The following is a 16,631-nucleotide window of genomic DNA, read 5'->3' on the forward strand; positions in this document are numbered from 1 at the left end:
CGCCTGGGGATGAAAACGCGACTGTGGATAACGCGTCGGATTCAGCGGCTGCGACGTCCGCGCAACCAGCGACGTAAGGGTGGCGATGTCACTGGCCCACTTGCGGAAGTTCGTCGGCGGCAATCTCACACGGCGTCTCGCCTTCAGCAGGGCTCGGGGGCGGTGCCGGTTCCGGCGGCGGTAGCGGGGCAGGCGTCGGCACAGGTTCCGGAGGTGGCGGCGGGGCCACTTCTTCCGAGAGTGCAGCAGCCTCTTCAGCGCAGCCCTCCCCGGTGTCGGCAGCCGGGTCGACGGTCCCCTCGATCTCGTCGACTTGGGCGTCCTCGTCCTCGGCCACACCTTCGGAGGCCTCATCGTCTAGCGGATCCTCGAGCTCGTCGTCCGGTTCGCTCTCGTCATCGAGCAACTCGGGCTCCTCGAGCTCAGGCGGTTCGGCCAACGCGTTTTCGGCCGATCCAAATAGGCCGCCAAGTGTCTCGCCGAGCTGCTGCCCGAGTCCCGACAGGCCGCTGCCGATGTCGGGCATTCCCCCGCCCATGCCGCCCAGCGAGGGCATGGGAGGCGCCGACATGGCAGGCGCAGCTGCAGCCGGCTCCACAGGCGGAGCGGCTGGAGGTACGGGCAACGGCGCTGCGGCAAGCGGCGCTGCGGCAAGCGGTGCCAACGGCGCCGACATGGCCGCCGTCCCTGCTGGCGCCGTACTCCACACCGGCGGAGCGCCGACGGGCGGTGCCGTCGCCGTGCCTCCTGGCCCCGCCACGTCGTCGTCGCGCGGCGGCGGCCTCGATGACGGCCCGAGATCGCCTGGCACGTCGAACACTGCGACCCGTTCGGCGGTGAGCTCGGCCGTCGCGGCATCGTAGGCATTCGTCACGGCAGTCATCGCCGAGCGCATCGCCGTCAACCAATCGGCGCGAATATCGTTGTCGACGAACGGCTTTACCTGTTGATCGATGAGCTCACTCGCCGCAGCACGGTCGCCCGCACCCGTCATCACGGTTTGCGCAGCGGCCAGCCACTCCCCGCGCTGCGCGGTACGCCGGTCTTCGATGGCGATCGCGGTGGCCGCCTTTTCGTCCACCGTCTGCCACAGGCGGTCACGCAGTGCGCGCAATGCTTCGGCGGCCGTGCGCACTGCTGCAGCCGCGACAGCCGATGCCTCGCCGTGGCGACGCAGGAACGCTTGCGACGCATCTGCGCCATGGCCTGACCACGCAGCGGGCATCGCGCCGAGCTGGTCCTCCTGTTGCACAAGCGCCCGCTCCGTCGCCGCCACCACAGCGTCGAATGCGGCACAGTCGGCGTCCAGCGCCGAGAGGTCCAGCCCGTCCTCGCTGGCGTACCAGTCACGCACCTGCGACGGGTGCAGCGTCAGGTCTGGATTCTGATAGCCGAGCATGTGGCACGCCGATACGTAGTTCTGGACGTTGTCGACGGCAGGGCGTCCTTCAGCCAATCGCGAAGTGGCATCAAGCTTCTCAGCCACCGCTACCCCACCCGCCTGGCCGCTAGTTCATCGGCCGCCGTGTAGCGGTCGGCAGATGCGCGCAGTGCCGCTGCGATCTCGGCGGATGCCCGCGACCACTGACGCAGGCCCGCCACGACGTCGTCGACGGCGTACCGCAGCACGTCACCGCGAGCGACGTGCATGCGGCCCGCGGTGGCGCCATCGAATGCCAACCCGGCGAGATGCGACCGCACGGCTCCGTCCACGAGGTCGGCGACCGCCTCGTATTGGCGGGCAACGCCGATCAGCGCCGCAACATCGACGCGCGCGGCGTCTGGTTGTCCCATGTTTGGCTAGGACGCCGACAAGGCCCCTACGGTTCCAAGTATTTTCAGCGCTGTGCGCTGACCGACTCCGCGACCCGAACGGCCAGCTGCCGAGCGGTGTCCTCGTCGGCCGCCTCCACCATCACGCGGACAACCTGTTCGGTTCCCGAGGGCCGCAACAGAATTCGGCCGGTATCGCCGAGTTCAGCCTCGGCTTCAGCGACCGCGGTGCGCACCGAAGGGGCGTCGGCCACGGTCGCCTTGTCAGCGACCTGCACGTTGATCAGCACCTGGGGCAGCGTGTGCATCGGCTCGGCCAGTGTGGCCAGCGTCGAGCGGGTCTGCGCCATCCGCGACATCAGCCGCAGGCCAATGAGGATGCCGTCCCCTGTGGTGCCCAGTGCAGGCATGACGATGTGTCCGGATTGCTCACCGCCAAGCGAGTACTCCCCGGCGCGGAGTTCTTCGAGCACGTAACGGTCGCCCACGCTGGTGGTGCGGACCTGGATTCCCGCCGCCCGCATCGCCAGATGCAGGCCGAGATTGCTCATCACGGTCGCCACCAGGGTGTTGGAAGCCAGCTCGCCGGCCTCCTGCATCGCCAACGCCAAAATGACCATGATCGCGTCGCCATCGACCACTTGGCCGCTGGCGTCGACGGCCAGACAGCGGTCCGCATCGCCGTCGTGGGCCAGCCCCAGATCGGCGCCATGGGACAGCACCGCCGACTGCAGCGACTCCATATGGGTCGATCCGCAGCGTTCGTTGATGTTCAGACCGTTGGGCGCGGCGTTGATCGAAATGACGTTGGCACCCGCGGCCCGGTAGGCCGCAGGGGCGACACCCGACGCGGCACCGTGCGCGCAGTCGACGACGACCGTGAGGCCGTCGAGCCTGGTGGTGACGGCCTTGCCGACGTGACGCAGGTAGCGGTCAAGCGCATCCTCGGCGTCGACCACTCGTCCGATGTCGGCGCCGACAGGCCTGATGCCCGGACCCGCGTACACCAACTCTTCGATGCGGTCCTCGGTGGCGTCGTCGAGCTTGTGACCGCCCGGCCCGAAGATCTTGATGCCGTTGTCGGGCATGGGGTTGTGCGACGCCGAGATCATCACGCCGAAGTCGGCGTCGTACGCATTGGTCACGTACGCCACGGCCGGTGTCGGTAAAACCCCGACGCGTAGCGCGTCCACGCCCTCGCTGGTCAGCCCGGCGATCACCGCGGCTTCCAGCATTTCACTGCTGGCCCGGGGGTCGCGGCCGACAACGGCGACACAACGGCGCGATGCGCCAGATACGCCCAGACGCCGCGCCGCCGCGGACCCCAAGGCCAGCGCCAGCTCAGCGGTTAGATCGCGATTGGCGACTCCACGCACCCCGTCGGTGCCGAACAGTCGACCCATGGGCTCAAACCTCTCATAGAAGGCTGCCGAAGGGCCAACCGAGGACGTCAGCGCCCGTGCCGTCGCTCAATCGGTACCCAAACGAGACCTGGATACGCCTCACCGCCCGCTCCCGGGGCGCCGCCCGGCGTCGGATTGCCCGGCGCCTGTGCAGGACCGCCACCCGGTGCCTGGCTCGGTTCGCACTCTCGCGGGCGTTACTGGCACGCGCAAAAAGAATCTTGCGGCGGCAAGCAGATCCTGTGCACAAAACGAAACCGCCGGGTGTGCGACGTTTGCGCACACACCCGGCGGTTGTCGTTGATCGATCAGCGCTTGCTGTACTGAGGCGCCTTGCGGGCCTTCTTCAGGCCGTACTTCTTGCGCTCGATGGCGCGCGGGTCACGGGTGAGGAAGCCGGCCTTCTTAAGCGCCGGCCGGTCCTCGGGCTGCACGAGGATCAGCGCACGGGCGATGGCCAGACGCAGCGCGCCGGCCTGTCCGGACGGTCCTCCGCCATCGAGGTGGGCGTAGACGTCGAAGGCGTCCACCCGGTCGACGGTGACCAGCGGGGCCTTGATGAGCTGCTGGTGCACCTTGTTGGGGAAGTAGGCCTCCAGGGTGCGGCCGTCCAGGTGGAACTGCCCGGTGCCAGGCACCAGGCGCACCCGCACGACGGCTTCCTTGCGGCGGCCAACGGTCTGGATGGGTCGGTCGATGATGACCGGTTCACGAGGGGCGGCTTCGGCCGGCGCCTCGGTCTCGGTCACGGTCTCCGTCACGGTTTCTGTGGTCTCGACGGTCTCGGTCACTGGGCCACCTGCTTGATCTCAAACGGAATGGGCTGCTGGGCGGTGTGCGGGTGCTCCGGCCCGACGTAGACCTTCAGCTTCTTCTGGATCTGATGGCCGAGCTTGGTGTGCGGAATCATGCCGAGGATCGCCTTCTCGACGACCCGGTCGGCGTGCTTCTCCATCTCGTCGCCGAGCGCACGGGACCGCAGACCGCCGGGATAACCCGAGTGGCGGTAGAGGAACTTCTTCTGCAGCTTGTCGCCGCTGATGGCGACCTTGTCCGCATTGATGACGATGACGAAGTCGCCACCGTCGACATTGGGCGTGAATGTCGGCTTGTGCTTGCCGCGCAGCAGGGTTGCAGCTGCGACGGCGAGCCGGCCGAGCACCACGTCGGTGGCGTCGATGACGTACCACGAACGCGTGGTGTCACCCGCCTTCGGCGTGTATGTAGGCACAGCGTCTACCTTCTTATCTCGGGTTGGATCCCGGTGACCCGGGTGCCGGTCAGGCAATTGCGGCGGAGGTGGTTCTCGGCGACCGACGTTGACCCGAGTTCCCCGTGCTTACCGCACGCCAACGATGCAGCTTACCGGCGAGCGTCCTCGCAGGTCAAAACGCCTCCTTTGGGCGACGGCACACCGACGAGCAGCGCCAAGCGAGCTGGGGCGCTTTGGGCAGCCGACGGCCATAAACTCTGCGCGATCCTGAAAGACCGCTGCCGCTGACGGCCGGTACGACATTCCCTCAGATGACCCGGCCTATGGCCCCTGGGTGGACCGCGACCGGGACGGCATCGGCTGCGAGTCCTGAGCAGCCGTCACGCCGACCACCGAGTTCTGCACCAGGGCTGTTGGATCTTGCGATTCACGACCATGGTGCAGAACTCGGTGAACACGCAAAAATGACTGTGCGGTCCCGAGGGCTCCCCTCCCTACGGGACCGCACAGAGTCTCTGGGGGCTAGGCGCCCCATGCGTTCGCGGCGCTGCGATCGGTGGCCGCGACGTCGTCCGAGCCATCGCGCACGGCGTTGCCCAGACTGAACAAGATTTCATTGAGGGCGCTGGCCGCCTGTTCCCACCGGGCCTGCTCCACCCGATAGGCGTCTGCGGCCTGCCGCGTCCAGATCTCTTGTAGCGGAGCGATTTGCGTTCGCAAGTCGTCCAGCGCCGCGTTTAGCCGGGCGGACGTGGTGTGAATCTCCTGACGCACGGTGTACTCGATCTCGTCGAAGTTGTACGACAGCACGGGATCCATGACGCGAGCTCCTTACAGGTTGGTTCCGACGGCACCGATCTGGTGCGAATGGGTTTCGGCGGCTTCGCGCAGCGTCTGCTCGTTGGCACGGATTGTCTCGGCGATCCGCTGAAGGGCCGCATGGAGTTTCACCGACTCCGCATTCCAGCGATCAACGACGTCCCTGAAGCGCGATGCCGCCACGCCTCCCCACACCGACGGCGGCACGCTGGTCATCCGGCCGATGAACGATTGCAGCATCGCGCGGATCTCCTCGTTTCGAGCGTCGGTCTTGCCTGCGACTGCGGCCATCAGCTCGAAGTCGGTATTGAGCGATCCGCCTGCCGGAGTCGTCATGTGGGTCCTTCCGTTGTCCATGCGGTTGTGAAGGTCAGACGTGATCGAGCCGTATTCGGTTCCCTCCCACCAGAAACTTTTCAGAACACCGCGTGCGCCGACTGGATCGCCTGCTCGCATGCGTCGTGCACCAGCTGTTCGCGACCTGGCCCGCTCTGGCAGCCGATCGCAATGCGGACCTCGTCGTCGATCAGTACCGTCCACGCGACCTGGTGATCCGCACGGCTCTCGCGATAGGTCACAGCGGGTTTATCGCCCCGGCGGTCGTCGGCGTTGAAGTCGACGAAGACACCGGCAGGCTCGTGCGCCAGCGCCGCCTGCAGAGTGTCCGCCACCATGGCTAGCGCCTGGGACGACGGCATCGACGACTGCGTGATGTGCACAACGATGTCGCGGTCCGACGGCGAGACCACCTGAACCCGAGCCGAACCCGGTCCCGTTGTGATGCGCTGAACTGCCCACTGCACAGGAACCTTCACAGCGACGCGCCCCTCGACCAACAACGCCATGGGCATACCCACAGACGGTGTGCCAGTATTCTCCCCACGACCGACAAACCCGCCGCACAGCGCTGCCACGCACACCGCTGCACCGGCCAACACCGCAATCCCCCGGCGACTTCGCCGGGTACGCGGGCCCTCGTCGACACCTTCCGGGAAGGTGCCCTGCTGACGGGCCAGCCACAACGCCGCCCCGTGTCGAACACAATCCTGACCGGCGATCGAAACTGGAATACCGTTGGCGCGCAATCGCTCAACGACGGCGGCGCCCACCAACGCCGCCCCCTCGATACCGATCGGAGCATCCACCACAACCGGCGCCGTACCGATCCGTCCTGCCACCGACTCCGCCACAGCAACCGGGGCGTCACGCCGCGGCACAGTCGCTATGCCAGCATCGGGTGCACTGATGACAACGAATTCGGCTGCGATCTCCACCACCGTCGACAACCGGTCGGCAAGTCCCTCACGAAGCGCCACGCTTCGGTGCAGCACTTCGACATTCGCCGCTACGACGCTCGACGCCTCGCACACGACGTCGATCCGTGACGGCGACCACCATTCCGGGCAGACGAGCACGACCGTGTCAGCGGAACCCCCGCTCGCCTCCCCCAAGACGTCCTGCCACACCTGCGCGACGGAGACCGGCCGGTCGTCGATCAATGTGAGCTCGTCGTCGATACATTCCAAGGCAGCCGAAACCCAGTCCGCTCTCACGTCATTGGGGCCGCGGACGGTTCCGGGACCGACCTCCACGATCACGTCGGTCATGGCGGATCGCTCCAGGCCACCTGGATGAGCTGACCGGGACTCCCGCGAGCGATCATGGTTGCACGCCCGGCAGGCAGCGGTGACGGCCGGACTGAACCGAGCAGAGTGCCCTCGTCCGGACTTGCGCTCATCATCAACCCGGTGCAGCCGCCGTCGCGCAGCCGCGCAAGCACCGGGTCGAACATGGCTCGGGCGGCGCCACCGGAGCGACGCGCGACCACGACATGCAGTCCGAGATCCTTGGCGTGCGGCAGGAAGTCGGCAAGCGGCGCCAACGGGTTCCCATTCGCTTCGGCCACTAGATCGTAGTCGTCGACGACGAGGTAGATCTCCGGACCGGACCACCAGGACCGGGTCCGCAATTGCTGTTGTGTCACGTGGTCATCGGGCATTCGCGCTCGCAGGCGATCGAGCAGCGCCGGCAGCCGAGATGACAGGGCCGGCGCCGACATTGTGTACCCCGCGAGGTGATCGGACTCGACGACGCCAAGTAAGGTGCGGCGAAAGTCCACAATCTCGAGCTGCGCCGAGCCAGCGTCGTTGGTCCGCACTATCTCACGGCACAGCAGCCGCAACGCCGACGTCTTGCCGCATTCGGCTTCGCCGAGGATGAGAAGATGCGGCTGCACGGCGAAATCCACAGCGACTGGCTGCAGTTCGCGCTCTCCAATACCGATCACGATCTCGGTGGCGGACCACTGCCCCGCCTTCGCGAGGACCGCGTCGCGATGGATCCGGGCAGGCAGAAGTTCTATGGGCGGTGCAGGTTGGCCATCCCACCGGTGACTCAGCCGCTCGCAGGTGGCCGCGACCGCCTCGGTGACGTCGTCTGCGGTCGGCTTGCCGTCCAGCCGAGGCAACGCGACCACCATGTCTCGTCCATTACTGGTGATGCCCCGCCCGGGCTGGGTGCCGGAGAGCTGGCGAGCGCGCTTGCGGTCCATTTCGGAGTCGGCGGGGTCACCGAGCCGCAGTTCAATACGAGTCCCTATTTGATCTTTGAGGGCAGGCCGCAGCTCTGCCCACCGCGACGCCGCCACGACGACGTGCACGCCGAACGAAAGACCTTGGGCGGCAAGGGCGGTGATCGGGCCTTCGAGGCCGTCGAACTCCTGGCGAAGCGTGGCCCATCCGTCGACGACAAGGAAGACGTCACCCAAGAGGTCGTCCGCGACATCGGCATCGTCAGCGGCTCGTCGCCGGCGATAGTCGGCCAGCGAATCAATCCCCAGCCGGCGAAACCGCTCCTCGCGGTGGCGCATCAACGACTCCATCACGGCGACGGTGCGCCGGCACAAGTCGACGTCGAACCGGCCTGCCACCGATCCAACGTGCGGCAGCGCCTGTAACGACGCCAACGACCCGCCGCCGAAGTCCAGGCAATAGAACTGCACATCCGCCGGACTATGGGTGGCCGCCAACGCCATCACGAGCGTCCGCAACGCCGTCGACTTACCCGACCGTGGCGCCCCGACGACCGCGACGTTGCCTGCCGCCCCGCCCAGTTCGGCGATCAACAGTTCGCGCCTCTGCTCGAAGGGGCAGTCGACCAAGCCGATCGGCACCGTCAGGGGCCCGTGGCGATCGTCACGGGGAATCAACATGTCGAGGGTCGGCGAACCGGCGAGCGGTGGCAGCCACACACGGTGAGCCGGTGTACCGCGGTCCGCGAGACGGTCCACGACGGCATGAAACAGCGTGCGCGTGCTGGATGCTTCGGCGGACGCGCTGTCGCGCTCGGCGATCTGGCCAACCGGCGCGGCGGTGAACAACATTGGCTTGTCGCGCGGGACCGATGTCGTCACCACGTCGCCTCGGCGTTCGTCATACGGGCCTGATACGAAGGCGGTCTGAAAGCGCACCAGCTCACCGGATGCGGTCTTGAGGTACGCCGCACCGGGTGCGCTCGGCAAGTGGTAGGCATCGGGCACGCCCAACACTGCCCGGGATTCACTGGCGGAGAACGTCTTGAGGCATATCCGGTAGGACAGGTGAGTCTCCAGGCCCCGCAGGCGACCCTCGTCGAGCCGTTGACTGGCCAGCAGCAGGTGCATGCCCAAGGACCGGCCGAGCCTGCCGATCGCGACGAACAGCTCGGCGAAGTCCGGATGTTGGCTCAGCAGTTCCGAGAACTCGTCGACCACGATGAACAGTGCGGGCAACGGTGGGAGGTCAGCACCCCGCGACCGGGCATGCTCATAGTCGACGACGTTCGCGAAATTCCCTGCCGCCCTGAGCACCTCTTGCCGTCGATTCATCTCTCCGGCAAGGGCATCCCGCATCCGCGTCACCAGCGGTGCCTCGTCGGCAAGATTGGTGATGATGGCTGCAACATGCCGTGCCCGTTCCAGGCCGAGAAATGTGGCGCCGCCCTTGAAGTCCACCAGGACAAGGTTGAGGACGTCCGGTGGATGCGCGGCGATCATCCCGAGCGTCAAGGTGCGTAGGAACTCCGACTTACCCGAACCGGTGGCACCCACGCACAGCCCGTGCGGACCCATGCCGTTTCGCGCGGCCTCCTTGATGTCGAGCTCGACGGGCACGCCGTGTTCATCGGTCCCGATGGGAACCCGCAAGCTCGGCCGATCGCGTCGGGGCTCCCAGTGCACCGCTGGGTCGACGTCGGCGGGGTCGTCGAGACCCATCAGGTCCGCCCAACTCACCGCCGACGAACGGCGTTTGGTGCCATCAACCGCTGCGGGTCGGAAAGGTGCCAGCCGCCGGGCACAAGCCAACGCCTGCGTCACTGTCAGCTCGTCGTGCAGCCGGACCGCCTCCTCATCGTCATGGCGGTGAATGGTCAAGCAGTCGCCCGAGACGTGTAGGTGCAGATGACCTGCGGATGCCACCTCGGCGGGGTCCGCGCGCACCTCGAGGAGGGTGACATTCTCGAGATGAGCGGCTTGTCCGGCGGGTAGTGCGACGCCTCCATCAATGATCACAATCAGGTGTGCCGAGTCCTCAAGAGAAGAGCCTGCCGTTAACTCGTCGATACTGCGGTAGATCATCCGCACTGGTCCCACCGCGTCAAATGCATGTGGATGCTGGTGGTGCGGAAGCCATTTCAGCCATTCCCATTCGCTTGCGATCTCCGGACCGACCACCGCCGCGATTCTGACGTACTCAGGGCTGTGCAGGACGGCGAGTTGACAGACCATCGCGCGAAGGAGCGCCCGCGCGGCCGCTGAATCGCCGTCGAGGGTGACAACCGATAAGCCGCCGAGCGCAACGGCGACCGGTACGTCCTCGATCACCGAGCGCTCGTGGATCAGCCGGCGCATCGCCGTGGCCGTGACGGGGTCCAACTGGTCGGCGGGACCGAGTTCGGGAGGCACGAGCGTGGTGCACAGCGGTTGGTCACCCAGCCCGACGCGGAGACAGCAGAAGTCATGATCGCCGGGCTCGCGTTCCCACATCCGCATGCTGCCCACCAGCGTCCACAATGACTCCGGCTCGGGATGACTCCAATGCAGTGATTGCTGTTGATCGTTGGCAGCTCGAGCGATCGCGAGATCCAACGTGTCGAGGTAGCGCAGGTAGTCGCGCCTGTTCTCGTTGACCTCGGCAGTGCGGTTGGTGCCGCGGGCACTGTAGGCCAGCGTTCCGACGACAGACATCAACATCATGGCCGGGAAGAACATGAACATCGGATTGCGCATCGCTGCGCCGCCGGAGGTGACGTACAGCGCCATCATCCCGACCATCGCGACGACCATGGCCACAGGCAGTAGACGCGCGAGCGGGTTCGCCGGCGCCGCCTTCGGTATGTCTGGTGGTGCCTCCAGCGCGATCTCACCGTTCAGGATCGGCGGTGCGGGCAGCCGCGGCTCGCGAGTGAACTCCATCGAACAGTGGACGTTGCAGGCCCTGGTTTCGTTCCATCCCCAAGCCGTGAAACTGCCGCATATTCGTAGGCGCGGACCGGGTTACGGTGACAGCATGTTGTGCCGGCTGACTGTTCAAACCGATGAGGACGACGGACCACCGGGCGTCGACCTTGCGCTGCCGAGGAATGCAGACGTCGGGTTGCTGATGCCGTCAGTGGTCGACCTCGTCCACCGCGACACCGGTCCTGCGCCGGTCCGGCGATGGCGGCTGTCAAAAGTGGGCGGGCTCGCACTCGACGAGTCGATGACGCTGGACGAGAACGATGTTCGCGACGGCGAATTGCTTTTGCTCACGGCCGCCGAATCGCCCACGCCGCGATGGGTCCCGCGCGACCCGTGCCACACAGTCGCACTAGTCGACGCCAGAAACCGTACGCCGGCATTGCGCATCACGGCTGCTGCCGCGTACTTGTGTGCGACTGGGATTGGTGGCGCGGCGCTGGCGTGGTCGGGAACGCTCACGCGTTCGTCCGAGCACGTGATCGTCGCCGCATTGCTTGCTGCTGCCGCGGCGCTCGGAGCGGTAGCCATGAGGCGCACGCAGCAGGACGTGTTGACGTGTGTGGCGCTGAGTGTCACCGCGATCGCCTACACCGCGGTCGTTGGGTTCTTTGCAGTACCGGGTGGCAATCTCGCGGCCAACGGCTTACTTGCCACGGCGGCCGGCTGCTCGATGGCGATCCTCTTGCTCCGTCTGACCGGCTGCGGGACAACCTGTTTGACAGCAATTGCTTGCTGCTGCGCTATCACCGCTGCGACCGCGGCGGGCTGTGTGGTCTGGGCATTACCGGTTGACACGGCCGGCGCGGCGCTCGCGGTCCTTTCACTGGGAGTGCTTGGCCTGGCGACCAGGCTGTCAATCACGGTCGCCGGACTGACGCCCGCATTCCCGACGGTTGACGACGTTCAAACAGCCGCTGATGTGGGTGAAACGCAAGTGGCCCTTGCCCATCAAACGTTGACAGGACTCGTCACCGGCTCATCGGCGGCGGCGGCGATGGGCAGTGTGCTCGTTGCCTGCGGCTCGGCCGCAGACGCGGGTTCACGGCTCAGCGCCATACTGTTCACCGCAGTTGTCGGGCTGGTGCTAGTACTGCGGGCCCGCACACATGCGGACATATCTCGCCGTGCCGCACTTGTGGTGGGCGGCATGATCAGCGTCACGGCTGGATTCGCGCTGTCCGTCGTTTCCGCACCGGCACACGCTCATTGGATGGCCCTGCTGGCCACCGCGGCCGGTGCCAGTGCGTTGGCCTGGTTGCTCGGCTTCACGGTCACTCCGCTTGTTGGGCGAGCGACCGAGCTTCTGGAGTATCTCGCTTTGGCCGCGGTGATGCCGCTGGCGTGCTGGGTCGTCGGCTTGTACGGGCTGGTTCGTGGCGTGAGCCTGACATGACGTTCGCCGCATCGCGAGCTGCCCGGATACTTACGGCCGCGCTTCTGGGCACTTGTCCGCTGTACACCGCGCCCGCAGCGACTGCCGTGGCCCCGCCCGCCGTCGACGAATCACTGCTGCCCAAACCGGGCTCGCCGGCGCCGCCGCGGCGTACCGAACAACAACAGCAATGCGCCGCGTTCAACGCAGGCACCGACGAGTCCGCCACAGCAGGCCAGCTGAAAGGGCTTGATCTTCCGGCTATTTGGCGGCTGAGCCGTGGAGCCGGTCAGACCGTCGCCGTGATCGACACCGGGGTGTCTCGGCATCGACTTCTCCCCCACCTCGTGCCAGGCGGGGATTACGTGTTCACCGGCGACGGAACCGAGGACTGCGATGGTCACGGCACCATTGTGGCCGGCATCATCGGCGCAGCCCCAGACGAGGCCGCTACGTTCAGCGGTATCGCGCCCGACGCCACGATCATCGCTATTCGGCAGTCGAGCAACAACTTCCGTGCAGCCGACGACGCCTCGGGGTCGGGGTTCGGCGATGTCGACACACTCGCGATGGCGGTGCGCACCGCGGCCGATATGGGGGCGACCGTGATCAACGTGTCGTCGGTCGCATGCCTGCCTGCCGACGGCGGACTGGACGACCGGGCACTGGGCGCGGCGCTGTCCTACGCGGTGGATGTCAAGAACGCGGTCGTAGTCGCCGCAGCGGGAAATGTCGGCGGATCTGGCCAATGCCCCGACCAGAATCCCGTGGCCGATCCCGCACGGCCGGGTCAGCCGAATTGGGATGACGTGAAAGTGGTGGCAAGCCCGGCCTGGTACGACGAATATGTGCTGACCGTCGGATCCATCGGACCTGACGGCGGGCCGTCACAGTTCAGCCTGGCCGGGCCCTGGGTGGACGTCGCGGCTCCGGGCGAGGGCATCGTGTCGCTGGATCCCGATGGCGAAGGCTTCGTCGACACCCTGCCGGGCGACGACGGTGGAAAGCCAATCACAGGAACAAGTTACGCCGCTCCTGTCGTGAGTGGAGTCGCCGCGTTGCTGCGATCACGGTCGCCCGAACTGACGGCCCGCCAGGTCATGCAGCGCATCGAGGAAACGGCCCATCGGGCGCCTGCCGGCTGGGATCCTGTCGTGGGCAGCGGTGTTGTCGACGTGCTCGCCGCACTCACCGCCGGACGGCCGGCCCAGCCGCCGCCCAACGGACAACCCGTTCGCTCCGTGGCGATGCCTGCCGAAACGACCACTGATCCCCGACCGCGCCGAGTCGCGCTGCAAGGCGCAGCGGTCTGCCTGGCCGTATCCGCCGCAACGATCGCGATGATGGCATCGGCAGGACGACTACGACGTCGACCCGACGCTGTCCCGCACGACTGACGCGGCCTGCACACCGAGCTCAGGTCCGCGCGGAAGCCGTGCCAGCACCGGCCACGGAGCCGGACCGGGCGCACCCGACAGGCCGAGGCGCTTTGCCGCGTCGTCGTCGTGGATCCCGAACACGATCCCCGAGTCGTTGACGAGATAGAGCGCTCCAGCACTCCCACCGTCGCCGGTGATGCCCGAGGCGCGAACGTAGGCGCTGCGGCCCGGCGGAATGACGACGCCGTCGACATTGGGCCCCTTGCCGTCGTCTTGCACCAGACCCACCAGCGCACCACCATCTAGTGGCAGTGAATCGGCCAGCAGCAGAGCGGTATTGGCCCCTGCGCCAGCCGGCCACCACTGGCCGCACACGACCACATCATCTGCCACGTCTGCACGCTCGGGAAACGTCGTGACCGGCAATTCGTCGACCATGGGTACGGCGCCGATGACATCCGGTTCGACGGTGATGATCTCGCGACCGCGTTGGGAGTCCCTGAAGCGGATGAGGTCCGCGGTCACCTCACCGATGCGCTGCACACCGTCGGCAAGGACGACGTAGTACTCCTTTGCCTGCGCACGTATCACTCGCACCACGGCGCCAACAGTGAACCGGTGTAACGACGGCGGACCCGCTGAGCCGGCACGGGGAATAGCCGGTGCAGAAATCTGGGGCGCCTCAGGGATCGCGTCGAGCAGGGCGCGCGAAACAGGCCGCGGCGTAACGCCGTCCAATCCCAGCGCCCGGACAACGGTGTGATCACGCAAGTCGACGCGGGCCCGCCACCCGCCGTACAGCAGATATGTCGTCGCCGCACTCTCTGACTGCGGCGTGACCAGCACGCTGAGGCCGGGACCCGACCTGCCCTGTACTGCGCCGGCGATAACCGTGGTGCTCGCACCGTCGTCGCAGACCGTCCAGCCGGACTCGTCACCGCCAAGGGGTGGGTCGACGGTGGCCGGTGCGCCCGGAATGCCCACCAGCGGACCGCGTTTGGCATTGATCACGGCCGCTTCGCCGACCATTTCAGGGTTGGCCGGGCTGCCGGTGATCAGCCGGGCAGACGCCAGATTGAGCACCGGATGCATCGTGTCGCCGATGCGGACATATAGCGCGCCAGACTGACGAGTCATGACGATCGGCGCGTCACCCAGCGCCCCCTGCGGGCGGACGAACGCCAAGATCGCGCAGCCCGCGACGGCGATGACGGCCAGCACACAGCCGGCAATCAGTGAAAGCGATTGGGCGCGAAGCGGATCGTCGAGCATCCGGACATCGCCGCGCACCAAAGCGTGTTCCATCCGGCGCAACAGAAAGCGGTACCCGCTGATTTGCAGCCTGGTCGTCACCCGGTCCTCCCCGGCTATCAGCCTAACGGCCGCCACTGGGAGTCGGCGTCACTGTTTTTTGGCGGGCTCCCGGTAGTACGGCCGCCCGGCTGCCTCCCACTCCTTGTACAGCTCGAAGAACGGCTCGCCGAAGGGATCCTGGCCCCGCAGCGGCATCGAGCCGCGCCGGATGGTGAAGTCGTATGGCGCCAATTCGCCTGCGCAAACGAAATGCCTTTCGGCCAAGTCTCTTTCACCTCTGCGCCACAGTTCGATCGCCAGCCGGTACTCGGCCCGTGCCAGCTGCTGATCGTCGTCGGGCATAAGCTGGTCGGCACGCACGGCGGCCTCACTGGCATACGGCTTTTCGCCGTCGAGGATCCAGCGCCGCAGCGCCTCAAGGTGTGGACCCGACGGTTGGCCGTGAAAGTCGATGAACTTGTCGTCGCCGAACTCCGCAGCGTTTGGCCGCACGATGCGGTCGTCCTCGTCTATCCACACCACGGTCGGCACGTTGCGAATCCCGTAGGCGTCGACGAACTCATGGTCGGCGTCGATCAGCACCGGATAGGTCGCTTTGGCCTCGTCCACCCATCGCCGCACCGCGTCGGCGGATTCGTCGACGGCGACGGCCACGACGCAGAAGTTGTTGTCGGCGTAGCGCTCCTGCAGTTGCTGCCACGCCGGCAGGTCGTAGCGGCAACCGCACCACGACGCGAACGACACCACCAGCCGCTTACAGCCGCTGAAGTCGTGGATGCTGGCCGTCGATCCCGCAAGCGTCGGCAGCCGCACGTCGGGTGCGGACAGCGACGACAGCGTCTCGGCCCGTTCGGCGGCTGGGTGCCCGATCACCGCCAACCCCGCCGCCGCCTCCACCGCCACCGGCTGGCCCACCGCCGCGCCCAGCGCGGCGACGTCGATCCAGCCGTCGGGACCGAGCGTGCCGCGGCCAGCAACCAGCACACAGGCGTCGTCGCGGCAGAGCCCCTGCGGTTTGTGCTCCCATCCGGTGATGCGGCGGAGGTCAGATTCCGGGACAAACACCCGGTTGCCGTCGCGACGGCCGTCGACCACAAACGTGTCGTCTCCGATCACCCGGAGCAGGACACGTTGCATTGCGGCAACGTACCGCGCTAGGCCTCTTTCGACCGGCGTTCGCGGTAGGCCGCCACATGTTGGCGGTTACCGCAGTTGCCGGTGTCGCAGAACTTCCCCGAACGGTTGCGGGACAGGTCGACGAGCACCGCGTCGCAGTCCGGTGCCGCGCAGATCTTCAGCCGCCGCAGCTCCCCGATGCGGATGAGGTCGGCAAGGGCCATCGCAAACTCGGCGCCCATGCGCTGCCAGAGCGGGTCGTGGACGGACGCCAGGTGCAGATGCCACTCCGGCTGTTCCGGGTGCCGGGTCAGCCAAGGCGACGCCTTGGTGTCGCTCAGCAGCGCATTCACCTGGCCCACCGCGGCCACCTCGTCGTCGCCGACCTCCCAGATTTTGCCAAGCCGCTCGCGCAACCGATGAATCGACGTCACCTCGGCGGCATCGTGATCGCGCCTGCCCGTATAGCCCCAGCTGTCCAGGAAAGCCTCGAGCGCGGCGGCGTCACCGAGCTGCTCGCCGTCGGTCCGGTCGCTGTTGATCAGCGCACATGCCGCCCGCAGCGTGAGCTCAGTGTCATGACTAAAAAGCATTTGACTCATGACCCCTTCCCGGGCTAATGTCACGACCAAAGCTGATTTTACTCATTACACACCGGAGGTGCGCCCATGGCCGCGACAACGCAGCCGGCAGTCGACCACTTCCGGCTCGGTCTACTATTCGCGGTCGGCTCCGCTTTCGCCTT

At 66.8% G+C, this 16,631-nt stretch carries 14 protein-coding genes and 1 pseudogene; 3 read left to right on the forward strand and 12 right to left on the reverse strand.

The features are described 5' to 3' along the window. Positions 1–88: 88 nt before the first annotated feature. The 5 genes from VFH65_RS31760 to rplM form a co-directional block, all read right to left on the reverse strand. The gene (locus VFH65_RS31760; RefSeq protein ID WP_353327456.1) at positions 89–1,486 is read right to left on the reverse strand and encodes a hypothetical protein; all 1,398 of its coding nucleotides are present in this window, start codon (positions 1,484–1,486) and stop codon (positions 89–91) included. Positions 1,487–1,488: 2 nt separating this feature from the next. Beyond that, the gene (locus VFH65_RS31765; RefSeq protein WP_353327458.1) at positions 1,489–1,794 is read right to left on the reverse strand and encodes a type VII secretion target; all 306 of its coding nucleotides are present in this window, start codon (positions 1,792–1,794) and stop codon (positions 1,489–1,491) included. Between the two features lie 44 nt (positions 1,795–1,838). Continuing rightward, the gene (gene glmM / locus VFH65_RS31770; protein WP_353327460.1) at positions 1,839–3,176 is read right to left on the reverse strand and encodes a phosphoglucosamine mutase; all 1,338 of its coding nucleotides are present in this window, start codon (positions 3,174–3,176) and stop codon (positions 1,839–1,841) included. A gap of 308 nt (positions 3,177–3,484) precedes the next feature. Further along, positions 3,485–3,937 (reverse strand): 30S ribosomal protein S9, encoded by a 453-nt coding sequence (gene rpsI / locus VFH65_RS31775; RefSeq protein ID WP_353327480.1) that lies wholly within the window; start codon positions 3,935–3,937, stop codon positions 3,485–3,487. A gap of 26 nt (positions 3,938–3,963) precedes the next feature. Further along, positions 3,964–4,407 carry a 50S ribosomal protein L13 gene (gene rplM, locus VFH65_RS31780; protein ID WP_353327462.1) on the reverse strand — a complete coding sequence of 148 codons (444 nt, stop codon included), beginning with the start codon at positions 4,405–4,407 and terminating at the stop codon, positions 3,964–3,966. A gap of 268 nt (positions 4,408–4,675) precedes the next feature. On the opposite strand from rplM, the pseudogene VFH65_RS31785 reads away from it, so the two are divergent. Further along, positions 4,676–4,762: pseudogene (locus tag VFH65_RS31785) on the forward strand (excalibur calcium-binding domain-containing protein); the annotation flags it as partial. Between the two features lie 149 nt (positions 4,763–4,911). On the opposite strand, the gene VFH65_RS31790 reads toward VFH65_RS31785, so the two are convergent. The 4 genes from VFH65_RS31790 to eccCa form a co-directional block, all read right to left on the reverse strand. Further along, the gene (locus VFH65_RS31790; protein WP_353327464.1) at positions 4,912–5,208 is read right to left on the reverse strand and encodes a WXG100 family type VII secretion target; all 297 of its coding nucleotides are present in this window, start codon (positions 5,206–5,208) and stop codon (positions 4,912–4,914) included. A gap of 12 nt (positions 5,209–5,220) precedes the next feature. After that, on the reverse strand, positions 5,221–5,544 hold the full coding sequence (locus VFH65_RS31795; protein WP_353327466.1) for a WXG100 family type VII secretion target: 324 nt from the start codon (positions 5,542–5,544) through the stop codon (positions 5,221–5,223). A gap of 80 nt (positions 5,545–5,624) precedes the next feature. Further along, positions 5,625–6,815 carry a type VII secretion-associated protein gene (locus VFH65_RS31800; protein WP_353327468.1) on the reverse strand — a complete coding sequence of 397 codons (1,191 nt, stop codon included), beginning with the start codon at positions 6,813–6,815 and terminating at the stop codon, positions 5,625–5,627. Then, on the reverse strand, positions 6,812–10,660 hold the full coding sequence (eccCa, locus tag VFH65_RS31805) for a type VII secretion protein EccCa (RefSeq protein WP_353327470.1): 3,849 nt from the start codon (positions 10,658–10,660) through the stop codon (positions 6,812–6,814). The genes VFH65_RS31800 and eccCa overlap by 4 nt, the downstream gene beginning before the upstream one ends. Here eccCa and eccD point away from each other — a divergent pair. Further along, positions 10,650–12,098, forward strand: a complete 1,449-nt coding sequence (gene eccD, locus VFH65_RS31810) for a type VII secretion integral membrane protein EccD (RefSeq protein ID WP_353327472.1) — start codon at positions 10,650–10,652, stop codon at positions 12,096–12,098. The genes eccCa and eccD overlap by 11 nt on opposite strands. Then, positions 12,095–13,474, forward strand: a complete 1,380-nt coding sequence (mycP, locus tag VFH65_RS31815; protein WP_353327474.1) for a type VII secretion-associated serine protease mycosin — start codon at positions 12,095–12,097, stop codon at positions 13,472–13,474. Before eccD ends, mycP begins: the two co-directional genes overlap by 4 nt. Here the strand turns inward: mycP and eccB are convergent. The 3 genes from eccB to VFH65_RS31830 are packed head-to-tail and all read right to left on the reverse strand — an operon-like array spanning position 13,439 to position 16,479. After that, positions 13,439–14,809 carry a type VII secretion protein EccB gene (gene eccB, locus VFH65_RS31820; RefSeq protein WP_353327476.1) on the reverse strand — a complete coding sequence of 457 codons (1,371 nt, stop codon included), beginning with the start codon at positions 14,807–14,809 and terminating at the stop codon, positions 13,439–13,441. The genes mycP and eccB overlap by 36 nt on opposite strands. 48 nt (positions 14,810–14,857) lie before the next feature. Next, complete coding sequence (locus VFH65_RS31825) at positions 14,858–15,907, reverse strand: TlpA disulfide reductase family protein (RefSeq protein WP_353327478.1); 1,050 nt, start codon at positions 15,905–15,907, stop codon at positions 14,858–14,860. Between the two features lie 17 nt (positions 15,908–15,924). Further along, on the reverse strand, positions 15,925–16,479 hold the full coding sequence (locus tag VFH65_RS31830; RefSeq protein ID WP_353327482.1) for a CGNR zinc finger domain-containing protein: 555 nt from the start codon (positions 16,477–16,479) through the stop codon (positions 15,925–15,927). Between the last annotated feature and the right edge of the window lie 152 nt (positions 16,480–16,631).

The sequence above is a fragment of the Mycobacterium sp. genome (genome assembly GCF_035697385.1).
Taxonomy (GTDB): Bacteria; Actinomycetota; Actinomycetes; order Mycobacteriales; family Mycobacteriaceae; genus Mycobacterium.

Bases quoted from the DNA above. Each gene is read 5' to 3' on its own strand.
- VFH65_RS31765 (WP_353327458.1), bottom strand. From the start codon at position 1,794: ATGGGACAACCAGACGCCGCGCGCGTCGATGTTGCGGCGCTGATCGGC.
- glmM (WP_353327460.1), bottom strand. From the start codon at position 3,176: ATGGGTCGACTGTTCGGCACCGACGGGGTGCGTGGAGTCGCCAATCGC.
- VFH65_RS31790 (WP_353327464.1), bottom strand. From the start codon at position 5,208: ATGGATCCCGTGCTGTCGTACAACTTCGACGAGATCGAGTACACCGTG.
- VFH65_RS31795 (WP_353327466.1), bottom strand. From the start codon at position 5,544: ATGACGACTCCGGCAGGCGGATCGCTCAATACCGACTTCGAGCTGATG.
- VFH65_RS31800 (WP_353327468.1), bottom strand. From the start codon at position 6,815: ATGACCGACGTGATCGTGGAGGTCGGTCCCGGAACCGTCCGCGGCCCC.
- eccCa (WP_353327470.1), bottom strand. From the start codon at position 10,660: ATGGAGTTCACTCGCGAGCCGCGGCTGCCCGCACCGCCGATCCTGAAC.
- mycP (WP_353327474.1), top strand. From the start codon at position 12,095: ATGACGTTCGCCGCATCGCGAGCTGCCCGGATACTTACGGCCGCGCTT.
- VFH65_RS31825 (WP_353327478.1), bottom strand. From the start codon at position 15,907: ATGCAACGTGTCCTGCTCCGGGTGATCGGAGACGACACGTTTGTGGTC.
- VFH65_RS31830 (WP_353327482.1), bottom strand. From the start codon at position 16,479: ATGCTTTTTAGTCATGACACTGAGCTCACGCTGCGGGCGGCATGTGCG.